General features: G+C 70.5%; 13 protein-coding genes. 6 read left to right on the forward strand and 7 right to left on the reverse strand.

From position 1 onward, the window contains the following. The first annotated feature begins 190 nt into the window (after positions 1-190). On the forward strand, positions 191-544 hold the full coding sequence (gene erpA, locus ACIQOW_RS02320; RefSeq protein ID WP_188297383.1) for an iron-sulfur cluster insertion protein ErpA: 354 nt from the start codon (positions 191-193) through the stop codon (positions 542-544). Between the two features lie 108 nt (positions 545-652). On the opposite strand, the gene ACIQOW_RS02325 is transcribed toward erpA, so the two are convergent. Both ACIQOW_RS02325 and ACIQOW_RS02330 read right to left on the reverse strand, forming a co-directional pair. Continuing rightward, positions 653-1,348: a hypothetical protein gene (locus ACIQOW_RS02325; RefSeq protein ID WP_401078826.1), complete on the reverse strand. Its 696-nt coding sequence runs from the start codon at positions 1,346-1,348 to the stop codon at positions 653-655. Positions 1,349-1,450: 102 nt separating this feature from the next. Further along, a complete protein-coding gene (locus ACIQOW_RS02330; RefSeq protein WP_401078829.1) occupies positions 1,451-1,654 on the reverse strand; it encodes a hypothetical protein in 204 nt (67 codons plus the stop codon). A gap of 309 nt (positions 1,655-1,963) precedes the next feature. Between ACIQOW_RS02330 and ACIQOW_RS02335 the strand changes: the two genes are divergently transcribed. Beyond that, entirely contained in the window at positions 1,964-2,941 is a 978-nt protein-coding gene (locus tag ACIQOW_RS02335) for a carbohydrate kinase family protein (RefSeq protein ID WP_188297380.1), read from the forward strand. A 10-nt stretch (positions 2,942-2,951) separates the two neighbouring features. Here ACIQOW_RS02335 and ACIQOW_RS02340 read toward each other — a convergent pair whose 3' ends face one another. After that, positions 2,952-4,346, reverse strand: a complete 1,395-nt coding sequence (locus ACIQOW_RS02340) for a cysteine desulfurase/sulfurtransferase TusA family protein (protein WP_401078833.1) — start codon at positions 4,344-4,346, stop codon at positions 2,952-2,954. Between the two features lie 369 nt (positions 4,347-4,715). Here ACIQOW_RS02340 and coxB point away from each other — a divergent pair, with 369 nt between their 5' ends. From coxB to ACIQOW_RS02360, 4 genes are all read left to right on the forward strand, one after another. Further along, the gene (gene coxB, locus ACIQOW_RS02345) at positions 4,716-5,570 is read left to right on the forward strand and encodes a cytochrome c oxidase subunit II (RefSeq protein ID WP_401078835.1); all 855 of its coding nucleotides are present in this window, start codon (positions 4,716-4,718) and stop codon (positions 5,568-5,570) included. Further along, a complete protein-coding gene (gene ctaD, locus ACIQOW_RS02350; protein ID WP_188297377.1) occupies positions 5,567-7,342 on the forward strand; it encodes a cytochrome c oxidase subunit I in 1,776 nt (591 codons plus the stop codon). The genes coxB and ctaD overlap by 4 nt, the downstream gene beginning before the upstream one ends. Continuing rightward, positions 7,342-7,758 carry a cytochrome c oxidase subunit 4 gene (locus ACIQOW_RS02355; protein WP_188297376.1) on the forward strand — a complete coding sequence of 139 codons (417 nt, stop codon included), beginning with the start codon at positions 7,342-7,344 and terminating at the stop codon, positions 7,756-7,758. Before ctaD ends, ACIQOW_RS02355 begins: the two co-directional genes overlap by 1 nt. Positions 7,759-7,944: 186 nt before the next feature. Further along, positions 7,945-9,201 (forward strand): Ig-like domain-containing protein, encoded by a 1,257-nt coding sequence (locus ACIQOW_RS02360; protein ID WP_401078838.1) that lies wholly within the window; start codon positions 7,945-7,947, stop codon positions 9,199-9,201. 18 nt (positions 9,202-9,219) lie between these two features. On the opposite strand, the gene ACIQOW_RS02365 is transcribed toward ACIQOW_RS02360, so the two are convergent. The 4 genes from ACIQOW_RS02365 to ACIQOW_RS02380 form a co-directional block, all read right to left on the reverse strand. After that, a complete protein-coding gene (locus ACIQOW_RS02365; protein WP_401078840.1) occupies positions 9,220-9,591 on the reverse strand; it encodes a GntR family transcriptional regulator in 372 nt (123 codons plus the stop codon). A gap of 118 nt (positions 9,592-9,709) precedes the next feature. Beyond that, entirely contained in the window at positions 9,710-11,371 is a 1,662-nt protein-coding gene (locus ACIQOW_RS02370) for a cytochrome bc complex cytochrome b subunit (RefSeq protein WP_188297373.1), read from the reverse strand. Then, positions 11,368-12,420 carry a Rieske 2Fe-2S domain-containing protein gene (locus ACIQOW_RS02375; protein WP_401078844.1) on the reverse strand — a complete coding sequence of 351 codons (1,053 nt, stop codon included), beginning with the start codon at positions 12,418-12,420 and terminating at the stop codon, positions 11,368-11,370. The genes ACIQOW_RS02370 and ACIQOW_RS02375 overlap by 4 nt, the downstream gene beginning before the upstream one ends. An 8-nt stretch (positions 12,421-12,428) precedes the next feature. Next, a complete protein-coding gene (locus ACIQOW_RS02380; protein ID WP_401078847.1) occupies positions 12,429-13,238 on the reverse strand; it encodes a c-type cytochrome in 810 nt (269 codons plus the stop codon). Between the last annotated feature and the right edge of the window lie 182 nt (positions 13,239-13,420).

The raw sequence follows: 13,420 nt of genomic DNA on the forward strand, positions 1-13,420 counted from the left end.
TGCCTCGGGCGGTGACCGGCCCCGCGGGGTGTGCGAGCATGGGGAGCGTAGGGGACGCGGGTGGCACACCCGGCCCACGGATATCCAGCCGCGACCAGGCCACAGAAATCCACCGCCGACCGGGAAATGAAACCGGACGGCTGTTGGTTGGCACTTGCGGCAGACCGTCGCCAAGACCGGGAGAAAGCAGATGACCGTCCAGGACGAGACCACTGTCGACAGTGGCATCCTCCTTACCGATGCCGCCGCGGGCAAGGTCAAGGCCCTGCTGGAGCAGGAAGGCCGCGAGGACCTCGCGCTGCGCGTCGCCGTCCAGCCCGGTGGCTGCTCCGGCCTGCGTTACCAGCTGTTCTTCGACGAGCGCTCGCTCGACGGTGACGTGATCAAGGACTTCGACGGTGTCAAGGTCGTCACCGACCGGATGAGCGCCCCGTACCTGGGCGGCGCCACCGTCGACTTCGTCGACACCATCGAGAAGCAGGGCTTCACCATCGACAACCCGAACGCCACCGGCTCCTGCGCCTGCGGCGACTCGTTCAGCTAGGCCTCAGCCAGGCCCGCTGCGGAAGGCGGCCCCGGGGATCATCCCCGGGGCCGCCTTTCCGTTTCCGCGCCCGGGCTCCTGCCGCCCGGGCCGCTACCGCTCCGGCTGCTACTGCCCGGCGACGTCCGGGGTGACCGGATCCGGCCCGATGCGCGGGTCGCCCTCCAGCGGCACCTCCTGGCCACTCGACCTGTCGACCACCGTCCGCCCGGCCAGCGGCGAGCGCAGGTCGGCCGACACCGACTGCCGCTTGGCCAGCGCGTTGCACACCTGCCCCGGCTGGACCGTGGGCGGGCCCGGCACGACCTGCACGTCCACCCGGCCCGGCTGCGACTCGTCGGCCTTCAGCGCGTACGTGGTGCAGACCCCGCCGAAGAAGTAGACGGTCAGCTTGGTGGTGCCGTCCACCCGGTACCCGACCGGTGGGCGGACGGGCGAGCCCGAACCGTTCGGGTTCGGCTCGCCCACCGCGATCCCGTTGCCCGGGGGAGTGGCCGGTTCCGGCCGACCGGGCGGCGGGGAGGCCGGGGCGGGCGTGAAGCCGGTCGGCGGTGGCGAGGCCGGCTGCGCGGTACCGGAGGCACTCCCGGTCGGAGCCGTCGGGGCCGGACTCCCGGAATCCGCCGGGGTCCGCGCGGAGGCACTCGCCGGGGCCGGGGCCGAGGCGGTCGCGCCGGCCGCCGCCGCGTCCGAGGCGGTCCCGCCGCCCCCGTCGCAGCCGGCCGCCGTCACCACCGCCGCCAGGGCCAGGCCCGCCAGGGCCACCGTCCGCCGACCGCGCCGGGGCATCGTCTCCGGATCCATCTGCACATCCTCCCGAGGGTTCAGCGGTGCCGCCTCCGCGGCCGCTCCGCGCGGATGTGACGTGCTCCGGACGGATCCGGTTCCGTACCGGCCGGCCGGGGTTCAGAAGCCGTACTCGGCCATCCCCGCGACCACCCGCTGCGCCCCGGAGGGCACCAGGAAGCCGGCCGGCGACGGGGCGGCGGGCTCCGGGCCGACGGTGAGCTGTGGCCAGAACCGGCGCAGCCGCCGGGAGGAGTCCACCAGGGCGTCGAGGGTCTCGCCGTCCTCGGTCCGCAGGGCGGGCACGGGGGAGTGGTCGGTCATCGGGTAGCGCTCCGATCCGGGGCCGCGGCCACGCTGCCGCAGTCGACGACGGGGCCCGCCTGCACGGCGGGCCTCCGGGAGGCGGCTCCGGAGTCGACGGAGGCGCCCCCAGGCCGACCCTAGGCAGGGCTCGGGCCGCCCACCAGTGCTACCGGCAGGTAGTACACGTTCGAGCGCAACGAGTGCCACCATGGCCGTGCGGGCGTCAACCCGAGGCACTCTTGCGGCGCGCTCGCCGGGGCCGGGTACCGTGGGCGGGTTCACCCCCGCTTGCCCGCTGGCCCCGCAGCCATCCTGAGGAGACCTCCCGTGCGTATCGCCGTCGCCGGCTCGATCGCCACCGACCACCTGATGACATTCCCCGGCCGGTTCGCCGACCAGCTGGTCGCCGAGCAGCTGCACACCGTGTCGCTGTCCTTCCTGGTCGACACCCTGGACATCCGTCGCGGCGGCGTCGCGCCGAACATCGCCTTCGGGATGGGCGTGCTCGGCCTGCGCCCGATCCTGGTCGGCGCCGCCGGCGCGGACTTCGCCGAGTACCGCAGCTGGCTGGAGCGCAACAACGTGGACTGCGACTCCGTCCACATCTCCGAGACCCGGCACACCGCGCGCTTCATGTGCACCACGGACGAGGACCACAACCAGATCGCCTCGTTCTACACCGGCGCCATGGCCGAGGCCCGCAACATCGAGCTGAAGCCGATCGCCGACCGCGTCGGCGGCCTGGACCTCGTCCTGGTCGGCGCCGACGACCCGCAGGGCATGGTCCGCCACACCCAGGAGTGCCGCACCCGCGGCTACGCCTTCGCCGCCGACCCCTCCCAGCAGCTGGCCCGCCTGGAGGGCGACGACATCCGCGAGATCGTGGACGGCGCCGCGTACCTCTTCACCAACGAGTACGAGGCCGCGCTGATCGAGAGCAAGACCGGCTGGGACGCCGAGGAGCTGCTCACCCGCGTCGGCACCCGGATCACCACCCTGGGCAGCAAGGGCGTCCGGATCGAGCGCAAGGGCGAGGCCCCGATCCTGGTCGGCTGCGCCAAGGAGGAGGCCAAGGTCGACCCGACCGGCGTCGGCGACGCCTTCCGGGCGGGCTTCCTGGCCGGCCTGTCCTGGGACCTCGACCTGGAGCGCTCCGCCCAGCTCGGCTGCATGCTCGCCACCCTGGTGATCGAGACCGTCGGCACCCAGGAGTACGAGCTGCGCCCGGCCGCCTTCCTGGGCCGTTTCGAGGAGGCCTACGGCGCCGAGGCGACCGCCGAGATCCGCGCGTACCTGGTCAAGTAGCGGGCCCCGCTCAGGAGCGGCGCAGCACGAGGTAGGCCGAGCCCCGGTCACCGCCGTACTCGGTGGCCGGGGCCTCGCCCAGGTACTCCTGCCCGCGCATCCCGCACCAGGCCGGGATGTCCAGCCGGGCCGCCTCGTCGTCGGACAGCACGGCGACCGTGCCGCCCGGCGGCACCTCGCCGATCCGCTTCGCCAGCTCGATCACCGGCAGCGGGCAGCGCTTGCCGAGGGCGTCGACGACCAGCAGCAGTTCCCCGGCGGGGGCCTCCGGCGCCGGCAGGTCCAGCCCGAGCGGCGCCCGGACGCCGGCCACCAGGCCGGGCAGCACCGCGAGGAAGCGCTCCACGTCCGCCTCGGCCGTCCCGTACGGCAGCGAGACCCGGACGTTCCCCTCGGTGAGCACCCCCATCGCCGCCAGCACATGGCTGGGCGTCAGCGTGGACGAGGTGCAGGAGGAGCCGGAGGAGACCGCGAAGCCCGCCCGGTCCAGCTCGGTCAGCAGCACCTCCCCGTCCACGTACAGGCAGGAGAAGGTGACGATGTGGGGCAGCCGCCGCACCGGGTCGCCGACCACCTCGACCTCGGGCACCAGCTGCGGCACCCGGGTGCGGATCCGCTCCACCAGCGCGTGCAGCCGGGCGTTCTCCCGCTCGGCCTCGGCCCGTACGGCGCGCAGCGAGGCGGCCGCGGCCACGATCGCCGGGACGTTGACGTAGCCGGGCACCCGGCCGCCCTCGCGCTCGTCGGCAGGCAGCGGCGAGGCGTACCTGACGCCCTTGCGCACCGCCAGCACCCCGACCCCGGCCGGGCCGCCCCACTTGTGGGCGCTCGCCGTCAGCAGCGACCAGCCCGCGGGGACGTCCGTCCGTCCGGCGCTCTGTGCCGCGTCCACCAGCAGCGGGACGCCCGCCTCGGCGCACCGCGCGGCGACCTCGCCGACCGGCTGCACCGTCCCCACCTCGTGGTTGGCGCTCTGCAGCGCGGCCAGCGCGGTGTCCGGGCGCAGCAGCGCGGCGAAGGCCTCCGTGTCGGCCCGGCCGCCCCGGTCCACCGGGGCCACCGACACCTCGCCCCCGCCCGCCTCGTGGCGCTCGCCGACGTGCAGCACGCTGGAGTGCTCCACCGCGGAGTGCACGAAGTGGCCGCCGCGCCGCCGGTTGCCGGCCAGGGCGCCGAGCAGACCGAGCTGGACGGACTGCGTCCCGCTGGCGGTGAAGGAGATCTCGTCCGCCCGCGCGCCCAGCACCGCGGCCACCGTCTCGCGGGCGGCGTCCAGCAGCATCCGGGCCTGCCGGCCGGAGCGGTACAGCCGGGCCGGATCGGCCCAGCCCTCGTCCAGGGCGGCGGTCAGTGCCTGCCGCGCGACGGGGTGCAGGGGGGCCGTCGAGGCCGCGTCGAAGTACACGGTCACATTTAACGACACACCCGGTGCGCGACCCGGCCGGGTCACGCGGCTCACCCACCGTCAGTCGATCACCCCGAATGTCCGCTTCGTCCGCGTCCGACGGATCGTCACGGATGTCATCCGAGGTCATCCCCCGATCGGGCGTACGGACCTCGAATGCCTACGATGACCTGCGACGCAGCCCCCACCGGGCCTGATCGGGCTAGCGGGCGGCGCGTTACCGGGGGCTGCCCGTCAGGAGCGCATAAGGCTGGAGTAGGGTTTGGCCCGCATAAGCATTCAAACCGTGCCCGTGGACGGGTCGCCGGGGAGGCTCACACTCCTCTCCGGGGCGACGCGAAGGCGGGCGAGACTTCGGGAAGGCGCTACGTGAGTCCCAACGGCTCCGACCGCTCGCCGCGGCGCACGATGCGGCGGAAGCTGCCTCAGGCGCTGGCACTGGGCCTCGTCATCGCGACCGCTACCGGCTGCTCGGCCAACGACCTCCCCAGGCTTGGCCTCCCGAGCCCCGTCACCAAGGAAGGGCCGATGGTCCTCCAGATGTGGCAGGGGTCCTGGATCGCGGCGCTGGTGGTCGGCGTACTGATGTGGGGTCTGATCATCTGGAGCGTGATCTTCCACCGGCGCAAGCGCACCGGCGTGGAGGTCCCTCCGCAGACCCGGTACAACGTGCCCATCGAGGCGCTCTACACCGCGGTCCCCATCATCATCGTCTCGGTGCTCTTCTACTTCGTCGCCCGCGACGAGAGCAAGCTGATCGCCACCTCCGAGAAGCCGCAGCACTACGTCAACGTGGTCGGTTTCCAGTGGAGCTGGGCGTTCAACTACGAGAACACCGAGACCCCCGACGCGGCAAACAAGGACGCCGCGTACGACGTCGGTACCCCCAAGGACGTTCCGACGCTCTGGATGCCGGTCAACGAGTCGACGCAGTTCCGCCTCACCTCGCGTGACGTCATCCACGACTTCTGGCCCGTCAACTTCATGATGAAGATGGACGTCGTGCCGGGCGTGGTGAACAAGTTCGAGGTCACGCCGACCGTCAAGGGCGAGTACATGGGCAAGTGCGCCGAGCTCTGCGGCGTCGACCACTCGCGCATGCTGTTCAACGTCAAGGTCGTCGACCGCGCCGACTACGACAAGCACCTGGCCGATCTTCGCGCCAAGGGCCAGAACGGTGCGGTGCCCTCCGGCCTGATCACCATGGGAAGTGAAGAGAAGTGACAATCCTCAACGAGCCCGCCGCGGCCGGCGGGGGCGCCGAGGCCGTCACGGTCGGGGCGCAGCGGACCCGGAAGCCGGGTTCGACCATCATCAAGTGGATGACCACCACTGACCACAAGACGATCGGCACGCTGTACCTGGCGACGTCGTTCGCCTTCTTCCTGATCGGTGGCATCCTCGCCCTGGTCATGCGTGCCGAGCTGGCTCGTCCCGGGACCCAGATCCTGTCGAACGAGCAGTTCAACCAGGCCTTCACGATGCACGGCACGATCATGCTGCTGATGTTCGCGACGCCGCTCTTCGCCGGCTTCGCGAACTGGATCATGCCGCTCCAGATCGGCGCCCCCGACGTGGCGTTCCCGCGTCTGAACATGTTCGCGTACTGGCTGTACCTCTTCGGTTCGACCATCGCGGTGGCGGGCTTCCTGACCCCGAACGGCGCCGCCAACTTCGGCTGGTTCGCCTACTCCCCGCTGTCGGACGCGGTTCACTCGCCCGGCATCGGCGGCGACATGTGGATCATGGGTCTGGCCTTCTCCGGCTTCGGCACGATCCTCGGTGCGGTCAACTTCATCACCACGATCATCTGCATGCGCGCGCCCGGCATGACGATGTTCCGGATGTCGATCTTCGTCTGGAACGTCCTGCTGACCTCGGTGCTGGTCCTGCTGGCCTTCCCGGTGCTGGCCGCCGCGCTGTTCGCCCTGGAGGCGGACCGCAAGTTCGGTGCCCACGTCTTCGACCCTGCCAACGGCGGGGCGATGCTCTGGCAGCACCTGTTCTGGTTCTTCGGGCATCCCGAGGTGTACATCATCGCGCTGCCGTTCTTCGGCATCGTGTCGGAGATCATCCCGGTCTTCAGCCGCAAGCCGATGTTCGGCTACTCCGGCCTGATCGCGGCCACCATCGCGATCGCCGGTCTGTCCGTCACGGTGTGGGCGCACCACATGTACGTCACGGGACAAGTCCTGCTGCCGTTCTTCTCGTTCATGACCTTCCTGATCGCGGTCCCGACCGGTGTGAAGTTCTTCAACTGGGTCGGCACCATGTGGAAGGGCTCGCTGAGCTTCGAGACCCCGATGCTCTGGACGGTCGGCTTCCTGGTCACCTTCCTCTTCGGTGGTCTGACGGGTGTCCTGCTGGCCTCCCCGCCGATCGACTTCCACGTCTCGGACTCGTACTTCGTCGTCGCCCACTTCCACTACGTGGTCTTCGGCACCGTCGTGTTCGCGATGTTCGCCGGCTTCCACTTCTGGTGGCCGAAGATGACCGGCAAGATGCTGGACGAGCGCCTCGGCAAGATCACCTTCTGGACGCTGTTCATCGGCTTCCACACCACCTTCCTGGTGCAGCACTGGCTCGGCGCGGAGGGCATGCCCCGCCGCTACGCCGACTACCTGGCGTCGGACGGGTTCACCACCCTGAACACCGTCTCGACCATCGGCTCCTTCGTGCTCGGCCTGTCGCTCCTGCCGTTCCTCTACAACGTCTGGAAGACCGCCAAGTACGGCGAGAAGGTCACCGTGGACGACCCGTGGGGCTTCGGCCGCTCGCTGGAGTGGGCGACCTCCTGCCCGCCGCCGCGGCACAACTTCCTCACCCTTCCGCGGATCCGCTCCGAATCCCCGGCCTTCGACCTCCACCACCCGGAGATCGCCGCGCTGGACTACCTGGAGAACCACGGCGAGCCGGCCAAGCACCTCGCCGGCGTGACCCCGGCGAAGTACGACGCCCCGAAGCTGGGCAAGGGCAACAAGGAGGGCGACGCCTGATGAAGGAACAGGGAAAGATCTTCCTGGGCCTGTCGGTCTTCGTACTGGCCATGGCTCTGACCTACGGCCTGTGGACCAACCACTCGGACCTCGGCATCGAGGCCGCCGGCACCACGGCGCTGTTCCTGGCCTTCGGGCTCTGCGCCTTCATCGGGTACTACCTCGCCTTCACCGCCCGCCGGGTGGACAGCGGCGCGGGTGACAACCCCGAGGCCGAGGTCGCGGACGACTCCGGCGAGCTGGGCTTCTTCGCCCCGCACAGCTGGCAGCCGCTCTCGCTGGCGCTCGGTGGCGCGCTCGCCTTCCTGGGCGTGATCTTCGGCTGGTGGCTGATGTTCTGGGCCGCCCCGATCATCCTGATCGGCATCTTCGGATGGGTCTTCGAGTTCTACCGGGGCGAGAACCAGAACCAGTAGGGTTCCCGCTTCCGGCACCAGGGCCGGTCCTCCCGCAGGGGAGGGCCGGCCCTGTGGCGTTCCCGGCGTGCTGCGTCCCCGGAATGACGGCTTCACTCCGGTGGGTGAACCGGGAGTCCCTCGGATGTCGCTTCGGCAGGGGCGTTCCTACGATCTGATCAATCGTGCGAACCCTCGGAGGCGGTCATGGCCGACAGGCGCGGAATCGCAGCTCTCGGCGGCATCTCGCTGGCCCTCGCCGTGCTGGCCCCGCTGGCCGCCTGCACGGCCGGGGAGGACGCCCCCAAGGGGCCGCACCGGGTCGACGCGGCCCCGCTGGTCCACCTCTCGGCGGACGGCAACGCCGACCCCTCCCAGCCGGTCACCGTGACCGCCCTCCAGGGCAGCCGGCTCACCGACGTCACCGTGGTCGGCCCGGACGGCCGGGTGGTCGCCGGGAAGCTCGCCGAGGACCAGCGCAGCTGGCAGACCACCGGCCGGCTGAAGGCCGCCACCGCGTACTCGGTGCGGATCTCCGCCGACGACGGCAAGGGCGGCCGCGGCGACACCACCGCGAACTTCGGCACCCTCGCGGCCCAGCGCCTGCTCACCGCCAAGCTCGGCCCGGACTCCTCCGGCAGCGGCGTCTACGGCGTGGGCCAGCCGCTCACCGTGCAGCTCTCCGAGGCGGTGAAGGACCCCCAGGCCCGCCAGGAGGTCGAGCGCGTCCTGACCGTCGCCTCCCAGCCCACCGTCACCGGCGCCTGGTACTGGGTGGACGACAGGAACCTGCACTTCCGTCCGGAGGACTACTGGCCGGCCGGGACGACCGTCTCACTGGCCTTCGACGGCACCGGCAGCCGGATCGAGGACGGGCTCTACGGCGGTGACCGCAGCGCGCTGAAGCTGCGGATCGGCGAACGGGTGGAGTCGGTGATCGACGCGGCCGCCCACGAGCTCACCCTCAAGCGCGACGGAGAGGTCCTGCGGAGCATCCCGGTCACCACCGGCAAGCCCGGCTTCGACACCCGCAACGGCGTCAAGGTGGTGCTCGGCCAGGAGCGGTCGGTCCGGATGAACGGCGAGACCATCGGCATAGCGGCGGGCAGCACGGAGGCGTACGACCTCGACGTGCTGTGGGCCACCCGGGTGACCTGGAGCGGCGAGTACGTCCACGCGGCGCCCTGGTCGGTCGGCTCGCAGGGCCTGGAGAACGTCAGTCACGGCTGTACCGGCATGAGCACCGGCAACGCCGAGTGGTTCTACGAGCACACCAGGGTGGGGGACCCGGTGACGGTGGTGAACAGCCGCGGCGGCGAGATGGAGCCCTTCGGCAACGGCTTCGGGGACTGGAACATCGACTGGGCGGACTGGGTCCGGCACAGCGCCTCGGGACAGGCCGTCAGCACCACCGCACCGGCCTCCCAGGCCCAGGCCGCGGGAATGATCCGCCCCGAGCTCTGAAGGCCCTCCTCGGGCCCGCTAGCCCTTCAGGTAGGCCAGCCGCAGGGCGGTGTCCACGGCGGCCAGGGCGTCCGCGGGGGAGAGGCCCAGCCGGCTCGCCCTGGCGGCGTACTCGGCGGCGGCCTCGGCGGCCAGCCGGTGGGCGGCGTCGCCGGTGGCGGCGATCAGCGTGCCGCGCCTGCCGTGGGTCTCCACCACGCCGTCCGCCTCCAGCTCGCGGTAGGCCCGGGCGACGGTGCCGGCGGCCAGTCCCAGCTCCTCGGCCAGGGCCCGGACGGTGGGCAGTCGCAGCCCGGTCGGCAGCTCCCCGGAGCGGGCCAGGTCGGCGATCCGGGCGCGGATCTGCTCGTACGGGGGAGTGGCGCTGGCGGGGTCGACGGAGAGCTGCACGGGGGCTCCTGGGGGCGCGGGCGGGTACGGGGCCGGCGGGTTCGGGAAGGGCCGAGGGCCGCTGACCAGACGAACTCTGGTCAGCGGCCCTCGGGGTGACGCGGTGGTGCCTGCGGGATCAGTGGTGGCCGTGGCCGCTGGTGATCTCGTGGTGCTCCTCGGCGGTGGGCTTGGGGATCTGGCTGCCCTCGCCGTAGAAGCCGCGGGAGAGCTTGGCCCGGGTGCGGGTGACGACGCCGGCCTTGCGGGCCACGCCGTTCTCGTCCGTCTGGGCCGGCAGCTCGACCGGCTGGTTCTGCTCGTGCGCCGTGAGCTTGTGCAGGTCCTGCTGCGGCAGCTGGGCGTGCACCTCGACGAACTCGCCGTGCGGCAGGCGCTTGATGACGCCCGTCTCGCGGCCGTGCAGCACCTTCTCCTTGTCACGGCGCTGGAGGCCGAGGCACCAGCGCTTGGTGATGATGAAGACGACGACCGGGACGACGAAGAAGCCGACGCGGACGAAGTAGGTGACCGAGTTGATCGACAGGTGCAGGTGGGTGGCGAACAGGTCGTTGCCGCCGGCCACCAGCAGGAGCAGGTAGAGGCTGATCCAGGCGGCGCCCAGGGCGGTGCGGACCGGGGCGTTGCGCGGGCGGTCCAGGATGTGGTGCTCGCGCTTGTCGCCGGTGATCCAGCCCTCGATGAACGGGTAGACCGCGATCGAGACCAGGACCAGCGGGAAGATCGCCAGCGGGACCATGACACCCAGGTTGAGGGTGTGGCCGCCCCAGACGCTGATCTCCCAGCCGGGCATGATCCGGATCAGACCCTCGGAGAAGCCCATGTACCAGTCGGGCTGGGCGTCCGTGGAGACCTGGTCGGGGCGGTACGGGCCGACCGACCAGATCGGGTTGATCGTGGCGATCGCCGAGATGATGGCGATGATGCCGAAGACCAGGAAGAAGAAGCCACCGGCCTTGGCCATGTAGACCGGCATCAGCGGCATGCCGACGACGTTCTTCTCGGTCTTGCCCGGGCCCGCCCACTGGGTGTGCTTGTGGTAGAAGACCAGGATCAGGTGCGCCACCAGCAGGCCGAGCATGATGCCCGGGATCAGCAGCACGTGGATGGTGAAGAACCGCGGCACGATGTCGTGGCCGGGGAACTCGCCCCCGAACAGGAACATCTGGACGTAGGTGCCGATCAGCGGGACGGCGAGGATCGCGCCTTCCATGAAGCGGATACCGGTACCCGACAGCAGGTCGTCCGGCAGCGAGTAGCCGAAGAAGCCGTCGAACATGCCCAGGACCAGCAGCAGGAAGCCGAAGACCCAGTTGATCTCGCGGGGCTTGCGGAACGCGCCGGTGAAGAACACGCGCATCATGTGCACGAGCATCGCGGCCACGAAGACCAGGGCGGCCCAGTGGTGGATCTGGCGGATCAGCAGACCGCCGCGGACCTCGAAGCTGATGTTCACCGTGGAGGCGTAGGCCTCCGACATCGGCAGGCCCTTGAGCGGCACGTACGAGCCGTCGTAGATGACCTCGGCCATCGAGGGCTTGAAGAACAGCGTCAGGTAGACACCGGTCAGGATGATGATGACGAACGTGTAGAGGCAGATCTCGCCCAGCATGAAGGACCAGTGGTCCGGGAAGATCTTCCGCAGGTTGGCCTTGGCGAGGGAGTAGATCCCCAGCCGGCCGTCCGTCCAGTCAGCGGCGGCTTCCCACTTGTTGGCGGGCTTGTCACGCGTGCTGGAGGGCTTGGCGGCACCGGTCGTGGTGCTGCTCGCGCTACTCATCGAGCACGCTCCCAGTAGCTCGGGCCGACGGGCTCAGCGAAGTCGCCGGTGGCGACCAGGTTGCCCTTCTCGTCAGTGGTGATCTTCAGCTGCGGCAGGGGGTGGCCGGCCGGGCCGAAGATGACGCGAGCGCCGTCCGCCAGGTCGAAGGTCGACTGGTGGCAGGGGCAGAGCGCGTGGTGGGTCTGCTGCTCGTACAGGCTGATCGGGCAGCCGACGTGGGTGCAGATCTTGGAGTAGGCGAGGATGCCCTCGAAGCCCAGGTCCTTGGACTTCTCGTCCTTGATGTCGTCGGGCGCGATGCGGACCAGCATCAGGGCGTCCTTGGCGATCCGCTGCTGGAAGTCCTCGCTGTGCGTGGACAGGCCCTCCGGCATGGCGAACGTGAGCGAGCCGACGATGATGTCCTCGGGCTTCATCGGCTGCATGGTGTTCATGTTGACGAGCGGCAGCGGCTTGCTCTCGGTCGCCTCCTTCCAGCCGGTCTCCATGAGCTTCTTCTCGGGAAGCGGGCCGAGGTCACGGAGCAGGACCACGCCGGAGAGCGGGACCAGCGCCATGGAGCCGATCAGGGTGTTGCGGATCATCTTGCGGCGACCGAAGCCGGACTCGGCGGCACCGGTCTTGAACTGCTCGATGACGTCGGCGCGGACCTCCTCGGAGGCCTCGATCGGGTGACGCTCGGCCGGCAGCTCGACGTCCGACATCAGGGTGCGGGCCCAGTGGACCGCACCCGCGCCGATCATGAACAGCGCGACGCCCAGGGTCAGGCCGAGCGCGAAGTTCAGCGCGCTGACATGACCGAGCGGGAAGATGTAGACGATCCGGTCCGCGTCGATGGCCACGAACGAGGCGATGAACGCGACGGTGGCGAGCATCGAGATCACGAACATCAGCGAGACCTGACGCTCGGCCCGCTTGGCGGCCCGCTCGTCGATGTCGGTGCGACGCGGCTCGTGGGCCGGCAGGCCCGGGTCGGCGAACGGGTGGCCGTGGTCGGCCACCTCGCCGGCGGAGCCGTGCGGCTCCGGAAGCTTCTCTTCTGACATGTCGTGGCTCATGACTTCTTGGCCTTGGTGGTGTGGGCGGCGACCCAGATCGCGACCGCGATGAGCGTGCCGAGCCCGAAGATCCAGCCGAACAGGCCCTCGGTCACCGGACCGAGGCTGCCCAGGGTGAGACCACCGGGGTTGGGCTCATCGTTGGTGGTGTGTCGGACGAAGGCCACGATCTGCTTCTTCTGCTCCTCGGGCATGGTGGTGTCCGGGAACGACGGCATGTTCTGCGGGCCGGTCTGCATGGCCTCGTAGATGTGCTTGGCGTCCACGCCCTCGAGCGACGGGGCGTACTTGCCCTTGGTCAGGGCACCACCCTGGCCGGCGAAGTTGTGGCACTGGGCACAGTTGGTGCGGAACAGCTCGCCACCCTTGGCGAGGTCCTCGGGGTTGGTCGAGGTGTACTGCTCCTCCTTGGGGGTCACCGGGCCGGGACCGAGGGAGGCGACGTAGGCGGCGAGCTGGTCGATCTCGGCCTGCGAGTAGATGTTCTTCTTGCGCGGGACCTGGGCGCCGGGCTGCTGGGCCGGCATGCGGCCGGTGCCGACCTGGAAGTCGACAGCGGCGGAGCCGACGCCGACCAGGTTCGGACCGTCACTGCTGCCCTGGCCGTCCAGGCCGTGGCAGGAGGAGCAGCCCACGGCGAAGAGCTTCTTGCCCTCATCGATCGCGAGCGACTGCGCGGCGACGTCGGCCTGCGCCTTGTCGGCGGGCGCGAACGCGGCGTACAGCCCCCCGGTTGCCGCCAGGGCGAGAAGTAGGACGACCAGCGCCGCCAATGGGTGGCGCCGTCGTGCGGAGAGCTTTTTCACGGAATAACCCCGGTGTCAGGATCTGGTCGACTGGTGGGTGCACCCGGCGGCCGGTCTGGCCGGCACGAGGCTGCCTGTCTAGGGCTGCGCGCGCGGTCGGTCGGTGGGAGCGTCGGCACCGGCAGAAGCGGCCCGTCGCCGGTGAGGGCGGGGGCCGCAGCCGGTGGCCAGCGACCTGATCA

This window comes from Kitasatospora sp. NPDC091335, assembly GCF_044757205.1.
Lineage (GTDB): Bacteria > Actinomycetota > Actinomycetes > Streptomycetales > Streptomycetaceae > Kitasatospora.